This window comes from Pseudomonas sp. (genome assembly GCF_030684895.1).
Taxonomy (GTDB): Bacteria; Pseudomonadota; Gammaproteobacteria; order Pseudomonadales; family Pseudomonadaceae; genus Aquipseudomonas.
The window spans coordinates 13,959-34,154 of record NZ_JAUXXP010000077.1 but is presented as its reverse complement, the minus strand read 5'-3'; the positions used below and the strand labels follow the sequence as shown (position 1 = coordinate 34,154).

Annotated in this window: 20 protein-coding genes; 9 read left to right on the top strand and 11 right to left on the bottom strand. The window is 61.8% G+C overall.

What is annotated here, in order from left to right; translation table 11 throughout:
* Positions 1 to 145: 145 nt before the first annotated feature.
* From spoT to Q8M42_RS17195, 4 genes are all read right to left on the bottom strand, one after another.
* Complete coding sequence (gene spoT, locus Q8M42_RS17210; RefSeq protein ID WP_304870740.1) at positions 146 to 2,254, bottom strand: bifunctional GTP diphosphokinase/guanosine-3',5'-bis pyrophosphate 3'-pyrophosphohydrolase; 2,109 nt, start codon at positions 2,252 to 2,254, stop codon at positions 146 to 148.
* Between the two features lie 60 nt (positions 2,255 to 2,314).
* Complete coding sequence (rpoZ, locus tag Q8M42_RS17205) at positions 2,315 to 2,578, bottom strand: DNA-directed RNA polymerase subunit omega (protein ID WP_304870739.1); 264 nt, start codon at positions 2,576 to 2,578, stop codon at positions 2,315 to 2,317.
* A gap of 114 nt (positions 2,579 to 2,692) precedes the next feature.
* Entirely contained in the window at positions 2,693 to 3,313 is a 621-nt protein-coding gene (gene gmk / locus Q8M42_RS17200) for a guanylate kinase (RefSeq protein WP_304870736.1), read from the bottom strand.
* 49 nt (positions 3,314 to 3,362) lie between these two features.
* The gene (locus tag Q8M42_RS17195; protein ID WP_304870735.1) at positions 3,363 to 4,226 is read right to left on the bottom strand and encodes a YicC/YloC family endoribonuclease; all 864 of its coding nucleotides are present in this window, start codon (positions 4,224 to 4,226) and stop codon (positions 3,363 to 3,365) included.
* A 141-nt stretch (positions 4,227 to 4,367) separates the two neighbouring features.
* Here Q8M42_RS17195 and rph point away from each other — a divergent pair, with 141 nt between their 5' ends.
* Entirely contained in the window at positions 4,368 to 5,090 is a 723-nt protein-coding gene (gene rph, locus Q8M42_RS17190; RefSeq protein ID WP_275960216.1) for a ribonuclease PH, read from the top strand.
* A gap of 40 nt (positions 5,091 to 5,130) precedes the next feature.
* Positions 5,131 to 5,502, top strand: coding sequence for a DUF4870 domain-containing protein (locus tag Q8M42_RS17185; protein WP_304870732.1), 372 nt, complete (start codon positions 5,131 to 5,133; stop codon positions 5,500 to 5,502).
* A 134-nt stretch (positions 5,503 to 5,636) separates the two neighbouring features.
* Here Q8M42_RS17185 and Q8M42_RS17180 read toward each other — a convergent pair whose 3' ends face one another.
* A complete protein-coding gene (locus Q8M42_RS17180; RefSeq protein ID WP_275960218.1) occupies positions 5,637 to 6,416 on the bottom strand; it encodes an exodeoxyribonuclease III in 780 nt (259 codons plus the stop codon).
* A 93-nt stretch (positions 6,417 to 6,509) separates the two neighbouring features.
* Here Q8M42_RS17180 and pyrE point away from each other — a divergent pair, with 93 nt between their 5' ends.
* Positions 6,510 to 7,151, top strand: a complete 642-nt coding sequence (pyrE, locus tag Q8M42_RS17175; protein ID WP_305284982.1) for an orotate phosphoribosyltransferase — start codon at positions 6,510 to 6,512, stop codon at positions 7,149 to 7,151.
* Between the two features lie 23 nt (positions 7,152 to 7,174).
* Positions 7,175 to 7,768, top strand: a complete 594-nt coding sequence (locus Q8M42_RS17170) for a DUF4124 domain-containing protein (RefSeq protein WP_304865926.1) — start codon at positions 7,175 to 7,177, stop codon at positions 7,766 to 7,768.
* A gap of 108 nt (positions 7,769 to 7,876) precedes the next feature.
* On the opposite strand, the gene argB is transcribed toward Q8M42_RS17170, so the two are convergent.
* From argB to coaBC, 4 genes are read right to left on the bottom strand one after another with little or no spacing between them, the layout of a single operon-like run.
* Positions 7,877 to 8,782: an acetylglutamate kinase gene (argB, locus tag Q8M42_RS17165; RefSeq protein WP_304865924.1), complete on the bottom strand. Its 906-nt coding sequence runs from the start codon at positions 8,780 to 8,782 to the stop codon at positions 7,877 to 7,879.
* 31 nt (positions 8,783 to 8,813) lie between these two features.
* Entirely contained in the window at positions 8,814 to 11,405 is a 2,592-nt protein-coding gene (locus tag Q8M42_RS21035) for a phosphomannomutase/phosphoglucomutase (protein ID WP_370692706.1), read from the bottom strand.
* 44 nt (positions 11,406 to 11,449) lie between these two features.
* The gene (gene dut / locus Q8M42_RS17155) at positions 11,450 to 11,905 is read right to left on the bottom strand and encodes a dUTP diphosphatase (RefSeq protein ID WP_304865921.1); all 456 of its coding nucleotides are present in this window, start codon (positions 11,903 to 11,905) and stop codon (positions 11,450 to 11,452) included.
* Positions 11,906 to 11,934: 29 nt separating this feature from the next.
* Positions 11,935 to 13,143 carry a bifunctional phosphopantothenoylcysteine decarboxylase/phosphopantothenate--cysteine ligase CoaBC gene (gene coaBC / locus Q8M42_RS17150; protein ID WP_304865918.1) on the bottom strand — a complete coding sequence of 403 codons (1,209 nt, stop codon included), beginning with the start codon at positions 13,141 to 13,143 and terminating at the stop codon, positions 11,935 to 11,937.
* 191 nt (positions 13,144 to 13,334) lie between these two features.
* Between coaBC and radC the strand changes: the two genes are divergently transcribed.
* On the top strand, positions 13,335 to 14,009 hold the full coding sequence (radC, locus tag Q8M42_RS17145; protein ID WP_274087036.1) for a DNA repair protein RadC: 675 nt from the start codon (positions 13,335 to 13,337) through the stop codon (positions 14,007 to 14,009).
* On the opposite strand, the gene Q8M42_RS17140 is transcribed toward radC, so the two are convergent.
* Positions 14,006 to 15,595 carry an ABC transporter substrate-binding protein gene (locus Q8M42_RS17140; protein WP_304865912.1) on the bottom strand — a complete coding sequence of 530 codons (1,590 nt, stop codon included), beginning with the start codon at positions 15,593 to 15,595 and terminating at the stop codon, positions 14,006 to 14,008. The two genes, radC and Q8M42_RS17140, sit on opposite strands and share 4 nt — an antisense overlap.
* 348 nt (positions 15,596 to 15,943) lie before the next feature.
* On the opposite strand from Q8M42_RS17140, the gene rpmB reads away from it, so the two are divergent.
* Both rpmB and rpmG read left to right on the top strand, forming a co-directional pair.
* On the top strand, positions 15,944 to 16,180 hold the full coding sequence (gene rpmB / locus Q8M42_RS17135) for a 50S ribosomal protein L28 (protein ID WP_090240685.1): 237 nt from the start codon (positions 15,944 to 15,946) through the stop codon (positions 16,178 to 16,180).
* Positions 16,181 to 16,190: 10 nt separating this feature from the next.
* Positions 16,191 to 16,346, top strand: coding sequence for a 50S ribosomal protein L33 (gene rpmG, locus Q8M42_RS17130; RefSeq protein WP_022960960.1), 156 nt, complete (start codon positions 16,191 to 16,193; stop codon positions 16,344 to 16,346).
* Positions 16,347 to 16,550: 204 nt separating this feature from the next.
* On the opposite strand, the gene Q8M42_RS17125 is transcribed toward rpmG, so the two are convergent.
* Complete coding sequence (locus Q8M42_RS17125; RefSeq protein WP_275960226.1) at positions 16,551 to 16,916, bottom strand: cupin domain-containing protein; 366 nt, start codon at positions 16,914 to 16,916, stop codon at positions 16,551 to 16,553.
* A 259-nt stretch (positions 16,917 to 17,175) separates the two neighbouring features.
* Here Q8M42_RS17125 and Q8M42_RS17120 point away from each other — a divergent pair, with 259 nt between their 5' ends.
* Positions 17,176 to 18,669, top strand: a complete 1,494-nt coding sequence (locus tag Q8M42_RS17120) for an aldehyde dehydrogenase (protein ID WP_304869360.1) — start codon at positions 17,176 to 17,178, stop codon at positions 18,667 to 18,669.
* A gap of 295 nt (positions 18,670 to 18,964) precedes the next feature.
* Entirely contained in the window at positions 18,965 to 20,113 is a 1,149-nt protein-coding gene (locus Q8M42_RS17115) for an MFS transporter (RefSeq protein WP_304869362.1), read from the top strand.
* The last annotated feature ends 83 nt before the right edge of the window (positions 20,114 to 20,196 follow it).

Below are 20,196 nucleotides of genomic sequence, written 5' to 3'. Positions count from 1 at the left end.
GAACTCCTGCAAAGCTGATGTGGAAGAACACTGCGGCGCGCGTGGGCGCACTGCCAGTTAGATTGCCTAGGGTGGGTGAAAGCCACAGCGGCTGTCAAAGTACAGCTGGCGATGGATTGCTCTGGTCAGTCTGCGCGCTGGCCGATCAGGCGCGCGCGCGGGTGATGCGAATCACCCCGGTCAAGGCGCGTAGTTTCTTGATCACCCGGGCCAGGTGCACGCGGTCATGCACGCTGACCACCAACTGCACGATGCTGATGCGGCCGTCGCGCTCGTCCATGCTGATCTTCTCGATATTGCCATCGGCGGCATTCACGCTGCCGGCCAGCAGGGCGATCAGGCCGCGCTGGTGCTCAAGCTCGACGCGCAGTTCGACATTGAACTCGCCGGTAACGTCCTTGGCCCATGACAGCTGGATGCATTTTTCCGGGTTGTGACGGATTTCGCCGATGTTCTTGCAGCTGTCCAGGTGCACCACCATGCCTTTGCCGGCGGACAGGTGGCCGACAATCGGGTCGCCCGGAATCGGCGTGCAGCATTTGGCGTAGCTCAGCACCAGGCCCTCGGTGCCGCGAATCGCCAGTGGGCCTTCGCTGCTCGGTAGCGCTTCGTTGCTGTCGCTGAGCAGGCGGCGCGCCACTACATAGGCCATGCGGTTGCCCAGGCCGATGTCTTCCAGCAGGTCTTCGATGACGTCCTGATGGTATTCGGCAAGCACCGCTTGCACCCGCTCAGGCGAGAGCTTGTCGACGCGGCTGTCGAAGCCGGCCAGCACCTTGTTCAGCAGGCGTTCGCCAAGGCTGATGGACTCCGAGCGGCGCTGCAGCTTCAGTGCATGGCGAATATGTGTGCGGGCCTTGCCGGTGACCACGAAGCTCAGCCAGGCCGGGTTTGGTCGTGCACCAGGCGCGGTGACGATTTCCACCGTCGAGCCACTTTCCAGCGCTTGCGACAGCGGCGCCAGGCGGCGGTTGATGCGGCAGGCGATGCAGGTGTTGCCGACGTCGGTGTGCACGGCGTAGGCGAAATCGACCGCCGTGGAGCCTTTTGGCAGCTCCATGATGCGGCCCTTGGGCGTGAATACGTAGACCTCGTCGGGGAACAGGTCGATCTTCACGCTCTCGATAAATTCCAGCGAGTTGCCGGCGCGTTGCTGCATCTCCAGCACGCCTTTGACCCACTGCCGCGCGCGGGCGTGGCTGCCCTTGGGCTGGTCTTCCTCGTTGGATTTGTACAGCCAGTGTGCGGCAATGCCGTTGTTGGCCAGCTCTTCCATCTCGCGGGTACGGATCTGAATCTCGATCGGTACGCCGTGCATGCCGAATAGCGTGGTGTGCAGCGACTGGTAACCGTTGGCCTTGGGGATCGCGATGTAATCCTTGAAGCGCCCGGGCAGGGGCTTGTACAGGTTATGCACGGCGCCGAGCACGCGGTAACAGGTGTCGACCTTGTCGACGACGATGCGGAAGGCGTAGACGTCCATGATTTCGTTGAACGCCCGGCGCTTGCCGCGCATCTTCTGGTAGATGCCGTAGAGGTGCTTCTCGCGGCCCATCACCTCGCCTTCCATGCCTTCACGGGCCAGGCAGTGGGTGATCGACTCCTCGATCTTGTTGACGATTTCCTTGCGGTTGCCCCGAGCACGCTTGACCGCGGTGCGGATGCGCTCGGAGCGCATCGGGTGCATGGCCTTGAAGCCCAGGTCTTCGAACTCGATGCGCATGCTGTGCATGCCCAGACGATTGGCGATCGGTGCGTAGATTTCCAGGGTTTCCTTGGCGATGCGTCGGCGTTTTTCGCCGGACAGCACTTCCAGGGTGCGCATGTTGTGCAGGCGGTCGGCCAGCTTGACCAGAATCACTCGGATATCGCGGGCCATGGCCATGGCCATTTTCTGGAAGTTTTCGGCCTGGGCCTCGGCTTTGGTCTCGAAGTTCATCTGGGTCAGTTTGCTGACCCCATCGACCAGTTCCGCCACGGATTCGCCGAACTGGGCGTCCAGAGCTTCTTTGGCGATACCGGTGTCTTCGATCACGTCATGCAGCATCGCGGCCATCAGGCTCTGATGGTCCATGTGCATGTCTGCCAGGATGCTCGCCACCGCCAGGGGATGGGTGACGTAAGCTTCGCCGCTGCGGCGGCGTTGGCCGTCGTGGGCTTGTTCGGCGTAGAAGTAAGCGCGGCGAACCAGATTGACCTGGTCGCCGTCGAGGTAGGTCGAAAGTCTGTCGGCGAGGGCGTCTATGCTCGGCATGGGCGTTCCCCTTGCCGATTCAGATGACCCTGCGCCTGACGACGTCGACCCGGCATAGGCTTACAGAGGCTCGTTAGCCTCTTCCTCGAATGCAGCAAACAGTGGTTCTTCTTCGGCGATATCGTCTTGCGCGATGACGTCGTAGCTCATCAGGCCAGCAGCGATTTCGCGCAGCGCGACTACGGTTGGCTTGTCATTTTCCCAAGCCAGCTTCGGCTCTTTGCCACCGGTAGCCAGTTGGCGCGAGCGCTTGGTAGCGAGCATGACCAGCTCGAAGCGGTTATCAACGTGATCCAGGCAATCTTCGACGGTAACGCGGGCCATGGTGTTCCTCGTAGCAAATGCGTAATAGAGCTGGGCCCAAATGGGCGAGCGGACTGGATAGTCTAAAAAATCACCAGCATTAAGGGAAGCTTTGATTTGCCGCAGCGCGATAAGTCAGACCAGTAACTCGCTGAGCAGGCCGCTGTGGCGTTGCTGTTGTGGGCCTTGCAGCAGTTGATTGGCGCGGAAAATCGCCTTCAGGTCGCTCAAGGCGTGGGCGAAGTCATCGTTGATCAGCAGGTAGTCATATTCGACGTAGTGGCTCATCTCACTGACGGCTTCACGCATGCGGCGCTCAATGATCTCGCCGCTATCCTGGCCGCGATTGGTCAGGCGGTGGCGCAGCGCTTCCTGGGTCGGCGGCAGAATAAAGATGGATTTGGCTTCCGGCATCAGCCGGCGTACCTGCTGCGCGCCTTGCCAGTCGATCTCGAGAATCAGGTCGAAGCCTTCGCGCAGGGCCTGTTTGACCCATTCCTGCGAGGTGCCGTAGAGATTGCCGAAGACTTCCGCGTGCTCAAGAAACTCGGTCTTGTCGAGCATGGTGTGGAACTGCTCGCGGCTGACGAAGTGGTAGTTCACCCCGTCCACTTCCCCCGGACGCATGGCGCGGGTGGTGTGCGACACGGACACGCGAATCTGCGCCTCGCTGTCGATCAGCGCCTTGACCAGGCTGGTCTTGCCCGCGCCGGATGGGGCGGAAATGATGTAGAGGGTGCCGGTGGTTATGCTCATGGGTCAATCCTGGAACGCGTTGTTCGAAGAGTAGCAGTAGCGGTTTGCCTTACTCGATGTTCTGCACTTGTTCGCGCATCTGCTCGATCAGTACTTTCAGGTTTACCGCAGCCTGGGTGCTGCGGGTGTCGAAGGCCTTGGAGCCGAGGGTGTTGGCTTCGCGGTTGAGTTCCTGCATCAGGAAGTCCAGGCGTCGGCCTGCCTGGCCGCCGGTTTTCAGTACGCGCCGTACTTCGCTGACATGGGTGCTGAGGCGATCCAGCTCTTCGGCAACATCGCTTTTCTGCGCCAGAATCACCAGCTCTTGTTCCAGGCGCTGCGGGTCTAGCTCGGCCTGCATTTCGGCGCAGCGGTCGAGAATTTTCTGCCGTTGTCCGGCGAGCATCTGCGGCACCAGTTCACGCAGGGCGACTACCTGTTCGAGGATGCTGTCCAGGCGTTCATTGAGCAGTTTGGCCAGCTCGCTGCCTTCGCGTTCGCGGCTTTGCTTCAGCTCGTTCAGCGCTTGGATGAACAGCGCCAGGGCGCTTTGATTGAGTGCCTGCGGGTCGGCGGCATCGGCCACCAGAACGCCGGGCCAGCCGAGCACTTCCAGTGGATTGAGCGCGGCGGGCTGCTTGATCAGACCGGCCACGCTTTCGGCGGCGGCGATCAGTTGTGCGGCGCGCTCCAGGTCGACTTGCAGGGCCTTGCCGGCATTGTCGTCGCTAAAACGCAGGGTGCATTCGACTTTGCCGCGTGACAGGCCGTTGCGCAGCGCTTCACGCACCGCGCCTTCGAGGTCGCGGAAGCTTTCCGGCAGGCGCAGGTGAGGTTCCAGATAGCGATGGTTGACCGAGCGCAGCTCCCAGCTCAGGGTGCCGTTGGCACCGGCCTGCTCGGCGCGGGCGAAGGCTGTCATGCTGTGGATCATGGGTGAACCTCGCGAAAAGTCGGAACTAAAGGCGCAGGATTGTAGCGCAGTGCGTCGGCCGCTCCCAATTCGGCACACCCGCTACGGGCTTACGGCCCTATAATGCCGAGCAGATTTTTTATTCAGAGCAGGAATTCCTAGATGAAACGTCCTAGTGGCCGCGCCGCCGATCAGTTGCGCTCGATTCGCATCACCCGCAACTACACCAAGCATGCCGAAGGTTCGGTGCTGGTGGAATTTGGCGATACCAAAGTGATTTGCACGGTCAGTGTCGAGTCGGGCGTACCGCGTTTCCTTAAAGGTCAGGGCCAGGGTTGGTTGACTGCCGAATACGGCATGCTGCCGCGCGCTACGGGCGACCGTAACCAGCGTGAAGCCAGCCGTGGCAAGCAGGGCGGCCGTACCCTGGAAATCCAGCGTCTGATCGGCCGTTCGCTGCGCGCCGCGCTGGATATGTCCAAACTGGGCGAGAACACCCTGTACGTCGATTGCGATGTGATCCAGGCCGACGGCGGTACCCGCACCGCGTCCATCACCGGCGCCATGGTGGCCCTGGTCGATGCGCTGAAAGTGATCAAGAAGCGTGGCGGCCTGAAAGGCGGCGACCCGCTCAAGCAGATGATTGCCGCCGTATCGGTAGGCATGTATCAGGGCGAGCCGGTACTGGATCTGGATTACCTGGAAGATTCCGCTGCCGAAACCGACCTCAACGTGGTGATGACCAGCACAGGCGGCTTTATCGAAGTGCAGGGCACCGCCGAAGGCGCACCGTTCCAGCCGGCTGAGCTGAACGCCATGTTGGCGTTGGCGCAGAAAGGCATGACTGAGCTGTTCGAGCTGCAGCAAGCGGCTCTGGCTGACTGATTGAGCTGTACTACAAGCCCATCACGCAAGGAGAAGCACCATGAGCGACGAGTCCCAAGCGCCACAACCGATTCCTGGTCCTGAAGCCCGTCAGTGGGCCATGTTTTGCCACTTCGCGGCCTTTCTCGGGCTGGTGATTCCTTTTGGCAACCTGCTTGGGCCGTTGATCGTCTGGCAGATCAAGAAGGACCTCGACCCGTTCGTCGATGCCCAGGGCAAGGAAGCGCTGAATTTCCAGATCAGCGTGGCCCTGGCCGCGCTGCTGTGTTTCCTGCTGATGGTGGTGGTGATCGGCTTTCCGCTGCTGGTGCTGGTCAGCATCGCGGCGCTGGTGCTGACGGTTATTGCCGGGATCAAGGCCAATGAAGGCCAGGCTTACCGTTATCCCTTTGCCTGGCGCTTGGTGAAATAGCGTTACGCAGACAACAAAAAATCGCCGGGAGCGATTTTTAACGTCGCATAGCGACGGCCCGTACGGTGGTGGCCAGGGATGGCGCAGCATAAAAAGCCGGCTAAATGCCGGCTTTTTATTGTCTGCTGATCGGGTTAGATGCTGAGCATCCAGTCGTAATCGACGATCAACGGCGCGTGCTGCGAGAAGCGCGGCTGACGCGGCAGGCGCGCGCTGCGGATGCTGCGACGCATACCGGGGGTGAGCAGCTGGTAGTCGAAGCGATAGCCGAGGTTAAGCAATTCAGCCTGTTCGCTGTCCGGCCACCAGCTGAACTGGTCGCCTTCACGGCTGACTTCGCGCAGCGCATCGACATAGCCCATGGTGCCAATCACTTCATCCAACCAGGCACGTTCTGGCGCTAGAAAACCGGGCGATTGCTGGCAGTCGCGCCAGTTCTTCACGTCGAGCTTCTGGTGCGCCACATAGAACGAGCCGCAATAGATGTACTCGCGGCGCTTGCGGCGCTGCTTGTCCAAATAATGGGTGAAGTCGTCCATAAACTTGAATTTCTGATTCAAGCTTTCATCACCCTGCTGCCCCGAAGGCATAAGCATGGTGGCAATACTTACTTTGTCGAAATCGGCCTGCAGGTAGCGCCCATAGCGATCGGCCATTTCAAAGCCGAGGCCGCTGATTACCGCCTTGGGTTGCAACCGCGAATACAGCGCCACGCCACCTTGGCTGGGCACTTCTGCATCGCAGGCATAGAGGAAATAGCCATCCAGTTGGAGGGCTTGGTCGTCCAGTTCAAAGGCGGAGGCGCGGGTGTCCTGCAGGCAGATGACGTCGGCATTCTGTGCTTGCAGCCAACTGAGCAAACCGCGCTCGACTGCCGCATGAATACCATTCACGTTCACACTGATGATCCGCATAAATGGCCCCCAAAATCACGTGCGTGTATGATACCCGAGCTCACCTCTATTAGCTAAATTACCTAGTAAATCCGTGCTGTCCGGGGCTTTTTAATGCAAGCGTATCAACGCGATTTCATCCGTTTTGCCATCGAGCGTGGGGTTCTGCGCTTTGGTCAGTTCACCCTCAAATCCGGACGTATCAGTCCTTATTTCTTCAATGCCGGGCTGTTTGACAGCGGTTTGGCCCTGGCTCAGCTCGGGCGTTTCTATGCTGCGGCCGTGGTGGACAGCGGTATCGACTTCGATGTGTTGTTCGGCCCGGCCTACAAAGGTATTCCGCTGGCGGCGACCACTGCAGTGGCGCTGGCCGAGCATCATCAGCGCGATATGCCCTGGTGCTTCAACCGCAAGGAAGCCAAGGATCACGGCGAAGGCGGCACCCTGGTGGGCGCAGCGCTGGCCGGTCGCGTGCTGATCATCGATGACGTGATCACCGCCGGTACGGCGATTCGCGAAGTGATGCAGATCATCCAGGCGCAGGGCGCACAAGCGGCCGGTGTGCTGATCGCGCTGAACCGCCAGGAGCGCGGTAAGGGCGAGCTGTCGGCGATTCAGGAGGTCGAGCGCGACTACGGCATGCCGGTGGTGAGCATTGTGTCACTCGAACAGGTACTGGAATATCTGGCAGAGGATGCTGAACTCAAGCAGTATCTGCCAGCGGTACAAGCTTACCGCGCCGAATACGGAATCTAACCTGCCGATAAGGTGCTGCATTGATGCATAGATCTGCCATAACCCGCTGTTCGCTGTTGCTCGGCCTACTGCTGCCGGTTGTGGCGGGTGCGGCTGAGCTGTACCGCTACGTCGATGACAAGGGCACCACGGTGCTCAGTCGTCAGGGTGTGCCGCCGGAGCACATCGGCAAGGGTTATGAAGTGCTGAATGACCAGGGGCGAGTAATTCAGGTGATTCCGCCTGCGCCCAGCCCTGAGGAGATGAAGCGCATCCTCGCCGACAAGGCCCGCGCCACCTCTGATGCGCAGTTGTTGCGCCTGTACAGCACGCCGGATGACGTCGAGCGCGCCCGTCAGCGCAAGCTGGCCGAACTGGATGGTTTGATTGGTGTGGCGCGCGGCAACCTGCAGTCGGTGCGTACGCAGCAGGCCAACCTGCAGAGCCAGGCCGCTGACCATGAGCGCGCCGGGCGTGAAGTGCCTGCGCATCTGCTGGCGCAGATCGATAACCAGAAAGCTGAACAGGCGCGCCTCAAGGGCGACATCCTGCGTTATCAGGCTGCACGTAAAGAGGCGGACAGCAGCTTCAATGCTGACCGTGATCGGCTCAAGGAGCTGCTGGGGCGCAACCAGTAGGCTATTGCTGCGGCGCGCAGTCTCGACGCCTAGCAGCGCTCTTCTCCGCCACTTCCGGTAGCCTGCCGCAAGCAGTGCAGCAGGCTATCAGGTCTGAGTCAGTCGAGATCAGTGGCGCTTGCGGTTGCAGATCAGGGTGCCCACACCGCTGTCGGTGAAGATTTCCAGCAGCACGGCATTCGGCACGCGACCGTCGATGATGTGCGCGCTGGTCACGCCGCCTTGCACCGCTTCCAGGGCGCAGCGGATCTTCGGCAGCATGCCGCCGTAGATGGTGCCGTCGGCAATTAGGCTGTCGACCTGTTCGGTGGTCAGGCCGGTGAGCACCTGGCCTTGTTTGTCCATCAGCCCGGCGATATTGGTCAGCAGCATCAGCTTCTCGGCTTTCAGTGCTTCGGCAACCTTGCCAGCCACCAGGTCGGCGTTGATGTTGTACGACTCGCCATCCGGGCCGACGCCAATCGGTGCGATTACCGGAATGAAATCGCCCTTGACCAGCATGTTCAGCAGGTCGATGTTGACCCCGGTGACTTCGCCGACATGGCCGATATCGATGATTTCCGGCTGGGTCATCTCCGGCGTTTGGCGGCTGACCTGGAGCTTCTTGGCGCGGATCAGCTGGGCGTCTTTGCCGGTCAGGCCAATGGCGCTGCCGCCGTGCTGGTTGATCAGGTTGACGATGCTCTTGTTGACCTGGCCGCCGAGAACCATTTCCACCACGTCCATGGTCGCGGTGTCGGTGACGCGCATGCCGTCGACAAAGTGGCTTTCAATGGACAGGCGCTTGAGCAAATCACCGATTTGTGGGCCGCCGCCATGGACGACAACCGGGTTGATGCCGACCGCTTTCATCAGCACGATGTCGCGGGCGAAGCCTTGCTTGAGCTCTTCACTTTCCATGGCGTTACCGCCGTATTTGATTACCAGCGTCTTGCCGACGAAGCGGCGGATATACGGCAGCGCTTCGGACAGTACCTTGGCGACGTTGGTGGCGGCATCACGTTCGAGGGTCATGCAGGGCTCCAGTAGACAATTCGCTAATCAATCAGAACGGCAGGTCGAGGTCGGGTACCGCGCTGTAGAGCTGGGCGCGGAATACTTCCTTGATCCGTTCAAGTTCTTCTTCGGTTTCCGCCTCGAAGCGCAGTACCAGCACCGGCGTGGTGTTGGAGGCGCGCACCAGGCCCCAGCCTCTGGGGTAGTCGACGCGCACGCCATCGAGGTTGGTGATATTGCCTTCACCCCAGACGCCGTCGCGTTGCAGGCGTTCGATGATGCTGAACTTGCTCTGCTCGGTGACCTGGATATTGATTTCCGGGGTGGCGATATCGTTGGGGAACGCGCTGAACACGTGTTCGGCGTCGCGGCGATCCTGGCTGAGGATTTCCAGCAGGCGGGCGGCGGCGTAAATGCCGTCGTCGAAGCCGAACCAGCGCTCCTTGAAGAAGATATGTCCGCTCATTTCGCCGGCCAGCAGCGCGCCGGTTTCCTTCATTTTTTTCTTGATCAGCGAGTGGCCGGTTTTCCACATCACCGGGCGGCCGCCGTAGCCGCTGATTAACGGGGTCAGGCGGCGTGTGCATTTGACATCGAAAATGATGTCGGCGCCGGGGTTACGTGACACCACGTCCTTGGCGAACAGCATCAGCAGGCGATCCGGGAAGACGATGGTGCCGGTATTGGTCACCACGCCGACCCGGTCGCCGTCGCCGTCGAAGGCCAGGCCGATATCGGCTTTCTCGCTTTTCACCTTGGCGATCAGGTCCACCAGATTTTCCGGCTTGCCGGGGTCCGGGTGGTGATTGGGGAAGTTGCCGTCGACTTCGCAGTACAGCGGAATCACCGAACAGCCCAGTGCCTCGATCAGTTGCGGGGCGATCACCCCGGCCACGCCATTGCCGCAATCGACCACCACGCGCATGGGCTTGGCCATGGCGATATCGTCACGGATTTGCTTGAAGTAGCGCTCCAGCACATCAACCTGTTCGACCGTACCGACGCCGCTGGCCAGGTCGTTGTTGTCGATACGTGCTTTTAGGGCCTGAATCTGCTCGTTGGCCAGGGTGTCGCCGGCAATGACGATCTTGAAGCCGTTGTAATCGCGTGGGTTATGGCTGCCAGTGAGCATCACCGCCGACTTACCGGTGAGGATATGCCCGGCGTAATACACCACAGGCGTCGGCACCATGCCGACATCGCTGACGTTACAGCCGCAATCGAGCAAGCCCTGGATCAGCTGTTGCGCCAGCTCCGGGCCGGACAGGCGGCCGTCACGGCCGACGGCGATGTTCGGCTCACCCTGGGCCAGGCTCTGCGAGCCGATGGCACGGCCGATCCAGTAGGCGGTTTCGGCATTCAGGGTGCGGCCGACTACGCCACGAATGTCATAGGCGCGGAAGATGTCGGCCGGCAGCTTGGGCGCTTTCGCCTGCACGGGCGCGGGTGCCGGCTCATCAAGGCCGAGCAGGTCCTGGTCTTCGTCGAGAATATCGATGTCGAGGATATCGGTGTCCTGAAACAGTGGGTCGACCATGCTCGCTGCCTGGGTTTGCATGGCTGTGGCCCGCTCGGGGCTGCCGGCGGGGGCTACAGCGACCTGCTCAGTGGCGCGGCGCGGCATGCGTGCGAGGTTCTGCGCAAGGATATCCAGGGCGGGCAGAGTCAGGCTGAAGGCTTTCACGGCCTTGCCGGCGGACAGTTCCTTGAGCATCTGCCCCAGCTGCAGTACGTCATCACGCAGGTGGCGTTGCAGGCTGCTCTGCAGCAGGTAGAGGCCGATAACCGCGCCAGCCAGGGCCAATAGCCCAGCGATGGCCAGCAGCAGCGGCGAGAATACCGGGTTGGTCAGTGACGGGCCGGGGGTAAAGCTGACCGTCCAGTTGGGGTTGCCGGTGCTGAATGCTTGCGCAGTGCCTTGCGCGTTACCGCGCTGCGCGAGTACCTGGGCTGCGGTGTTGTTGAACTGCTGGATCAGTTGAATCTGGCCGATTTCGGCGGGCATCACCGGCAGGCTGGCGAGCAGGCGCTCAAGGTCCACGGCCAGCAGCAGCGTGCCATGCAGCGGCTCACCTTCGCTCAGGCGCAAGGGCGCTGCGCTGTAGACCAGCCAGCGTTGGCCGACCTTGTAGGCCTCCGGCGCGGGCGTCTGGCCGTTTTCTGCGCGGCGCAGCATGTCCAGTGCGGCGAAGTTCATCGGTGCGCTGCGGCCCATGTCCTGCACGGCCTGGCCACGGGCATTGAGGTGAGCGTCGACCACCCCGCTCCAGTAAGTGAGGTTGCGTTCTGCCGCGCGGATCTGATTGATGTCCTGGCTTTGCAGGGCTTGTAGCAGTTGCGGGTTGCGCGCGGCTGCCTGGGTGTCGGCGCTCAGTTGTTGCAGGGCTTTCTGCAACACGGTTGCCTGACCGCCACCCCAGGCCTGGCTGAGTTGCTGCAGCTGTTGCTGGTAGGCGCTATTGAGCGGACCAAACCAGAGCAGCGCACCAGCCAGAATGATGCCGACTAACGCCGCCAGCACACCCGGTAACAGGGCGTTGGGGCTGTTCTTGGCCGCTTTGGCATCGGCGGGGGCACTGGTCAGTTGGGCGCTGGCGGTTACTCCGTCAGCGTCCTTGGCCGTGCGCTTGAAGAGTTTCATGCAGCGTCTCCTCGGCAATTCATCCTGGAATTAGATTAAGGCAATCAATGGCTACCGGAGTGGCCGAAGCCGCCTGCGCCGCGCTGGCTCTCATCAAACTGTTCAACCAGCTCGAAATGCGCCTGCACCACCGGTACCAGGATCAGTTGGGCGATACGTTCGCCGATGGCGATGGTGAAGGCGCTCTGCCCACGGTTCCAGCAGGACACCATCAATTCGCCCTGGTAGTCCGAGTCGATCAGGCCGACGAGGTTCCCCAGGACGATGCCATGTTTGTGACCCAGGCCCGAGCGCGGCAGGATCATCGCGGCCAGACCTGGGTCGCCAATGTAGATCGACAGGCCGGTGGGAATCAGCACGGTCTGCCCCGGCTCCAGCACCAGTTCCTGCTTGAGCATGGCGCGCAGGTCGAGGCCGGCGGAGCCTGGGGTGGCGTAGTGCGGCAGGGGGAATTCGCTGCCCAGGCGCGGGTCGAGGATCTTGGCTTGTAAGGCGTGCATATCAGGCTCTGTAGTCGGTGAGTGGGGCGTCAGCTGCGGGCTAGGCGGTCGGCAATAAAGCTCACCAGTTGGCGGGCAATCTTGCTTTTGCTGGTCTGGGCGAAGCTGCTCTGCTGAAGCTCACGGTCGATGATGGTGATGGCGTTTTCTTCGCTGTTGAAGCCGATGCTGGGGTTGGCCACGTCATTGGCGACGATCAGGTCGAGGTTCTTGTCGCGTAGTTTGCGCGAGGCGTACTCCAGCAGGTTCTCGGTCTCGGCGGCAAAGCCGACGCTGAACGGCCGGTCGCTGCGCCCCGCCAGGGTGGCGAGAATATCTGGGTTACGCACCATTTGCAGGAGTAGACCGTCACCACTGCTCGGGTCTTTTTTCAATTTGTGCTGGGCAACCACTTCCGGGCGGTAATCGGCCACGGCGGCGGCGGCGATCAGCAGGTCGCAGGGCATTGCGGCTTCACAGGCGGCGAGCATGTCGCGGGCGCTGGTGACGTTGATGCGGGTGACGCGCTCGGGCGTCGGCAGGTGCACCGGCCCGCTGATCAGGGTGACCTTGGCGCCGGCTTCGGCAGCCGCTTCGGCGAGGGCGAAACCCATCTTGCCGGAGCTGTGGTTGGTGATGTAGCGCACCGGGTCGATGTTTTCCTGGGTCGGGCCGGCGGTAATCAGCACATGTTTGCCGGTCAGGGCCTGGTGCTGGAAGCAGTCGGCGGCGCATTGCACCAGTTGTTCGGCTTCGAGCATGCGGCCCAGGCCGACATCGCCGCAGGCCTGGCTGCCGGCAGCGGGGCCAAACAGGTGCAGGCCGCGTTGGGTTAACAGTGCGGCGTTGGCTTGGGTGGCTGGGTCGCGCCACATCGCTTGGTTCATGGCCGGCGCGAGAGCGACAGGGGCATCGGTGGCCAGCACCAAGGTGGTCAGCAGGTCATCGGCAACACCCTGGGCCAGGCGCGCCATCAGGTCGGCGGTGGCCGGCGCAATCAGTACCAGATCGGCCCAGCGCGCCAGCTCGATATGGCCCATGGCGGCTTCGGCCTCGGGGTCGAGCAGGTCGAGGTGCACTGGATGCCCGGACAGGGCTTGCAGGGTCAGCGGGGTGATGAACTCACGGCCGCCTTTGGTCATGACCACGCGCACGTCGGCGTCTTGGTCCTTGAGTCGGCGAATCAGTTCGGCACTTTTATACGCGGCAATACCGCCGCCCACGCCAACAATGATGCGTTTCCGATACAGCCGCTGCATAGGCCTGCCTTTTATAAAGATGGATATACACCGCGACGCTGACACCTCCCCAGGCCAGGCGCCGCGCAAAAGTTGGGCTACGATAGCACAGAGCCTGCAGCGGAGTAGCGCTGCCAAGCGCTTGCCAGGCTTGGCTTTGCGGCACTCGGGCGCGGCGCTTTGCCGCGTCCGGCAACACACAAGGAGGTGTGATGAGTATTCGTGATTGGCCCGCGGCAGAGCGCCCGCGGGAAAAGCTCTTGGCGCAGGGCGCTGGCACCCTGACCGATGCGGAATTACTGGCGATTTTCTTGCGTACAGGCGTGGCCGGGCAGAGTGCGGTGGATCTGGCGCGTCATCTGCTAGGCGACTTCGGTAGTTTGCGGGCCCTGCTGCAGGCTGATTTACCGTCGTTCAGCCAGCGTCTGGGCCTGGGGCCGGCGAAGTTTGCCCAGTTGCAGGCGGTGCTGGAGATGGCGCGCCGGCATCTGGCCGAGCAATTACGCCGCGACTCGGCGCTGGAAAGTCCGCAGGCCGTGCGTGATTACCTGAAAGCGCTGCTACGGCATGAGCCGCATGAGGTGTTTGGCTGTTTGTTTTTGGATGCCAAGCACCGCGTGTTGGCCTTCGAGGCGCTGTTTCATGGCTCCATCGACAGCGCCAGCGTGTATCCCCGGCAGGTGGTCAAGCGAGCGCTTGCACATAACGCGGCGGCGCTGATCCTGACCCATAACCACCCGTCTGGTGTCGCCGAGCCCAGTCAGGCCGATCGGGTGCTGACCCGTCGGCTGAAAGAGGCGCTGGAACTGGTGGATGTGCGCGTACTCGACCACTTTATCGTCGGCGACGGCGAGCCGCTGTCGATGGCCGAGTACGGCTGGCTTTAGGGCTTCAGACGCACCTTGGAGAAGTCCTGGCGACCGAATGGGCTGACCTGATAACCCTCGACCTGCTTGCGCATCAGCGCGTAGGCGGTCGGGTGGGCCAGCGGCAGCCACAGCGCCTGCTGCTGGATGATCGTTTGCGCCTTTTTATACAACTGGCTGCGTTGGGCCTGGTCGCTGGTGCTTTTGCCATCACTGATCAGCTTGTCCAGTTCTGGGTCGCAATAGCGGGCGAAGTTCAGCCCGGACTCAAGCGAGGCGCAGGCAAACTGAGGGGTGAGGAAGTTGTCCGGATCACCGTTGTCGCCGGCCCAGCCCATAAACAGCAGGTCATGCTCGCCGGCTTTGGCGCGGCGAATCAGCTCGCCCCATTCGATCACGCGAATCTCGGCCTTGATGCCGACTTTGGCGAGGTCAGCCTGCAGCAGCTGCGCGCCCAGGCTTGGGTTGGGGTTGAGTACGCTGCCGGTGGGTCGGGTCCAGATGGTGGTGCTGAAACCATTGGCCAGACCCGCGGATTTGAGCAGTTCGCGGGCTTTCTCAGGGTTGTACGGGTAGCCGGGCAGTTCGCTGGCGTAGCTCCAGGTATTGGGCGGATAGGGACCATTGGCGGCTTCGGCGCTGTTCTCGAACACCGCCTTGAGGTAGCTGGCCTTGTCGAAAGCCAGGTTGATCGCCTGGCGCACGGCGGGCTGATCCAGCGGCGGGTGCTGGCTGTTGATGCCGACGAAGGCGGTCATAAAGGCGGCGGTATGCGCGCTCTGCAGATTGCTATCGCCGCTGATGGACTGCACGTCCTGCGGTTTCGGTGACAGGGCGATATGGCACTCGCCCCGGCGCAGCTTCTGTAGGCGCACATTGGCATCTGGGGTAATGGCGAAGGTCAGGTTGTCTACCACAGGCTTGCCGGCGAAGTAGCTCGGGTTGGCGCTGTAACGCACGCTGGCGTCCTTCTGGAAGCGCTTGAAGACAAACGGGCCGGTGCCAATCGGCTGGCTGTTGAGCGTTTCCGGCGTGCCCGCTGCCAGCAATTGCGCGGCGTACTCGGCGGAGTAAATAGAGGCGAAGCCCATGTTTAGGGTGGCGAGAAAGGTCGCATCCGGGCGGGTAAGGGTGAAGCGCAGGCTCTGCTCGCCGGTCTTGTCGATACTCTTGATCAGGCTCGGCAGCTGCATCGATTGCGCATGCGGGTAACCACTGGGGGCGACCTTGTGCCAGGGATGTGCCGGGTCGAGCATGCGCTGAAAGCTGAACAGCACATCATCGGCATTCAGCAGGCGGCTGGGGCTGAAATACTCGGTTTGGTGAAACTGCACGTCCGGACGCAGGGTGAAGCTGTAGCTCAGGCCGTCCAGGCTGACCTCCCAGGCCTGCGCCAGGCTCGGCTGCAGAGTGCCGCTGGTCGCGTCGAATTCCACTAGGCGGTTCATCAGCACGTCGGCCGAGGCGTTGGTGGTGGTCAGCGAGTTGTACTGCACCACGTCGAAGCCGTCTGGGCTGGCTTCTGTGCAGACGCTGAGCGTGCTGGCCTGGGCCAGGGCGGGCGCAAGAAGCGGGGCGAGCAGCAGCGGTAGGGCGGCGAGACGCATGGCAAACTCCTGGGCAGATATGGGCGCGCGGGCGAAGGCCTTACCCTAGGCCATTAACTGGCGGCAGGGCAATCAGTCTTGGCGACGAGCGGTCGATCTGCGCGGGTGCCGTTGCTGGCTGGCCTGGGCGCGGCAATCGCAGGTTGGCGTCTGCCGGGAAAAGTGCGTTTAACCTTGTTGCGCTGGGGGCTTTCTGGTATAAAGCAGCGCTCTTTTGTAGGGGCCCGGTTCTTGCGCTTTCAGGTACGGCCGGTAAGACCCTCGAGATACGCGGCGCTGCGCGCCAAGATTGAATAATTAGCGGCCAACCCATGCCGGGTTGGGCATGTGGTTTTAGAGGGCTGAGGCATGTCGAGAGTCTGTCAAGTTACCGGTAAGGGTCCGGTAACCGGGAATAACATTTCCCACGCAAACAACAAAACCCGTCGTCGTTTCCTGCCGAACCTGCAGCATCACCGCTTCTGGGTCGAGTCTGAGAACCGTTTCGTGCGTCTGCGCGTTTCTGCCAAAGGCATGCGTTGCATCGACAAGCGTGGTATTGACGTCGTTCTGTCCGAGCTGCGCGCTCGCGGCGAAAAGGTTTAAGGAGAAAGTCATGCGTGAATTGATCCGTTTGATCTCGAGTGCCGGTACTGGTCACTTCTACACTACCGACAAAAACAAGCGCACCACTCCGGACAAAATCGAAATTAAAAAATTCGATCCGGTTGTGCGTAAGCACGTGATGTACAAGGAAGGCAAGATCAAGTAATTGATCTGGCTCCTTGCCGAAAAAGCCCGCTTTTATAGCGGGCTTTTTCTTGCCTGCGATTTGGCTTGGTAAACCCTGGGCGATAAAAAATGGCCGGGAGCCATTTTTAACGGTGCGTAGCAACGGCCCGCAGGGTGGCCGCCAGGGATGGCAGGCAATAAAAAGCCCGCGCAAGGCGGGCGAAGGGTGACGCATGAAGAGCTATCAGTTGCTGGCTTGCTCGAAGATCACATAGACCTTGCGGCATGGCTCCAGCACTTCCCAGGTACCGGAGAAGCCGGCTGGGATGACGAAGCGGTCGCCCGCGCGCAGGGTTTTGGCGTTGCCGTCCTGGTCGCGCAGCACCGAGACGCCTTGCAGAATCTCGCAGTACTCGTGTTCGGTGTAATTGATGGTCCAGTGGCCGACGCCGCCTTCCCAGATCCCCGTATTGAATTGACCGCACGGGCTACCGTAGTGGTTGCGCACACTTTGCTCGGGGTCGCCCTTGAGCACTTTCTCTGCAGCCGGACGGTAATGTTCGGGCGTGGTAGTGGCGGTGGCGAAGTCGACGATCTTTTCGATGTTCATAAGCATGTCCGGTAGGGATTGAGCGCCTGTTAAGGCCAGGCTTGTTGTCGGTTGGGTGGCGATTTCGGCAGTCTATGTTTAATAAAGCACACATAACAAGGCGGCTTTGCCAGTTTTTGTAAAAAATATTGGAAGTGTGCAAGCCTCTGGTTTAGTGTTGCCGGCAGGATTGGGTGAGCAGATTCTTGCGGCCCCATGCAGAATAATTGACAGCGCAGCGGCCACCTGCGGCGCTTTACTAGCGATAGAGGATGTAGCAATGACTAGCCTGACTCGTGCCGACTGGGAGCAGCGCGCCAACAACCTGAAGATCGAAGGCCGTGCCTTTGTTCATGGCGAGTACCGCGCCGCTGTCTCCGGTGCCACTTTCGAGTGCATCAGCCCGGTCGACGGTCGCCTGCTTGGCCTGGTGGCCAGCTGTGATCTGGCCGATGCCGAGTTGGCCGTGGCGGATGCCCGTGCCACCTTCGAGTCCGGCGTCTGGTCGCGCATGGCCCCGGCGCAGCGCAAGCGCGTGATGATCCGTTTTGCTGATCTGATGGATCAGCATGCTGAAGAGCTGGCGCTGCTGGAAACCCTCGACATGGGCAAACCAATCAGCGACGCCCTGGGTGTCGATGTACCGGGAGCTTCGCGCGCCATCCGCTGGAGCGGCGAAGCGGTGGACAAGATCTATGACGAAGTAGCCGCCACCCCGCATGACGAACTGGGCCTGGTCACTCGTGAGCCGGTGGGCGTAGTCGCGGCCATCGTGCCGTGGAACTTCCCGATGATCATGACTGCCTGGAAGCTCGGCCCGGCCCTGGCCACCGGCAATTCGGTGATCGTCAAGCCGTCCGAGAAATCCCCGCTGACTGCCCTGCGCATGGCCCAGCTGGCGCTGGATGCTGGCATCCCGGCCGGTGTGCTCAACGTGCTACCGGGTTACGGCCACACCGTCGGCAAGGCCCTGGCCCTGCACATGGCTGTCGACACCCTGGTGTTCACCGGGTCGACCAAGATCGCCAAGCAACTGATGATCTACGCTGGCGAATCGAACATGAAGCGCGTCTGGCTGGAGGCTGGTGGCAAGAGCGCCAACATCGTCTTCGCCGATGCGCCGGACCTCAAAGCGGCGGCCGAAGCGGCTGCGGCGGCGATCTGCTTCAACCAGGGCGAGATGTGCACCGCCGGCTCGCGCTTGCTGGTGGAGCGTTCGATCAAAGACACCTTTATGCCGATGGTCCTCGAAGCCATGCAGGACTGGAAAGCCGGTCACGCCCTGGACCCGGACACCAAGGTCGGCGCCCTGGTCGACGCTGGTCACCTGAATGCGGTGCTCGGTTATATCGACGCCGGCCACAAGGATCAGGCCAAGCTGCTTTGCGGCGGCAAGCGCACCCTGGAAGAGACCGGCGGCCAGTACGTTGAGCCGACCATCTTCGATGACGCGCACAACGCCATGCGCATCGCTCAGGAAGAGATCTTCGGCCCGGTGCTGACGGTCATTCCGTTCGACAGCACCGAAGAGGCGATCAAGATCGCCAACGACAGCATCTACGGCCTGGCGGCGGCCATCTGGACCAGCAACCTGTCCAAGGCGCACCTGGCGGCCAAGGCCCTGCGCGTCGGCAGCATGTGGGTCAACCAGTACGACGGCGGTGACATGACCGCGCCGTTCGGTGGCTTCAAGCAGTCGGGCAACGGCCGTGACAAGTCGCTGCATGCCTTCGACAAGTACACCGAGATCAAGGCGACCTGGATCAAGCTTTAACGATAGCGGGGCGATCTCCTGGTCGTCGGCCATACGGCGTTGCGTCCTCGCTTTTAATGCTCACGTACTGCAGTACGCTGCGCTTAAAAGCTGCGGGGCGCCTTGTCTGGCCTTAGCCCAGAAGATCTTTTCCGGGGCGCAATCCGGTCGAGGCAGGCTGGGTAGTATTGCGATAAAGGTCCGCCCTCTGGGGCCGGCTCGAAAAGGGCCACACCTGCGGCCGGGTTCCTATGGAGCCCGGCCGTTTTGCATCTGCGCTGCGGGTGCCGAGTGAGCCAGGGAATGGAGTGGAAAAATGAACTGGATGACCTATTTCGCCGTCAGCGCGGCGGTGGTGATCGTTGGGCTGGCGCTGGGTGTGACGCTGCCGCTGGTGTCTTTTCGCCTGGAGGCCTGGGGTTATGGCCCCTTTGCCATTGGCGTGATGGCCGGTATGCCGGCGATTGGCGTGCTGGTCGGGGCGCGTCTCACGGGCCACCTGGCCGGCTGGTTCGGCACGCCGCAGACCCTGCGCCTGTGCCTGCTGGCCAGTGCCGCCTCGGTGGCGCTGCTGAGCGTGATGCCGAGTTATCCGTTGTGGCTGTTACTGCGTCTGCTGATTGGCATCTCCTTGACTGTGGTATTTGTGCTCGGCGAAAGCTGGATCAATCAGCTGGTCGAGGACCGTCTGCGCGGCCGTCTGGTGGCGCTGTATGGCACCGGTTTTGCGCTCAGCCAGCTGTGCGGACCGCTGCTGTTGACTCTGCTGGGCACGGAAAGTGACCACGGCTTCTGGTTCTCCGCCGCGCTGCTGGTGGGCGGTAGCCTGCTGCTGTTGGGCCGCGATGGAGCGCCCAAGGTTGATGCGCAGAGTGCATCCGGGCGCGGCATCCTGGCGTTCTGCCGCACTTCGCCGGCAATTGCCTGGGCGGTGGTGCTGTTTGCCGCGTTCGAGGCGATGGTGCTGACCCTGTTGCCGGTGTATCTGGTGCGCGAAGGCTTTGCCCAGCAGATGGCGTTGATCATGGTCAGTGCGGTGGTGGTCGGTGATGCGGCGCTGCAGCTGCCGATTGGCTGGATGGCCGACCGGGTGCCACGGCAGACGCTATTCCGCTGCTGCGGGGTGGTGCTGTTGCTGTCGAGCCTGAGCATTCCGTCATTGCTGCACACGCCGCTGATCTGGGTGGTGCTGGTGCTGTTTGGCGCCAGCGCAGGCGGCCTGTACACCCTGTCGCTGATTCTGGTCGGCCAGCGTTATCGCGACGATGCGCTGGTGCGCGCCAACTCGCATATCGCCCTGCTCTGGGGCGCCGGTTGTCAGCTCGGGCCGCTGTCGACCGGCGCCGCCAGTCAGTGGGTCAGCGGTCATGCGCTGCCGATCCTGATGGCGATTGGCGCCGCAGTGTTTGTTTGGCTGGCGTTTCAGCGGGGGGCATTCAGTGAGGTGGCGACGGTCAAGGCTTGAGCGCGGTTGGGCAGGGCCCGTGGCGCAGCCGGCAATTGCCGGCTAGCGTTGCTGGCAGGAGCGGCCGCCGGTGGCCTGCGCCA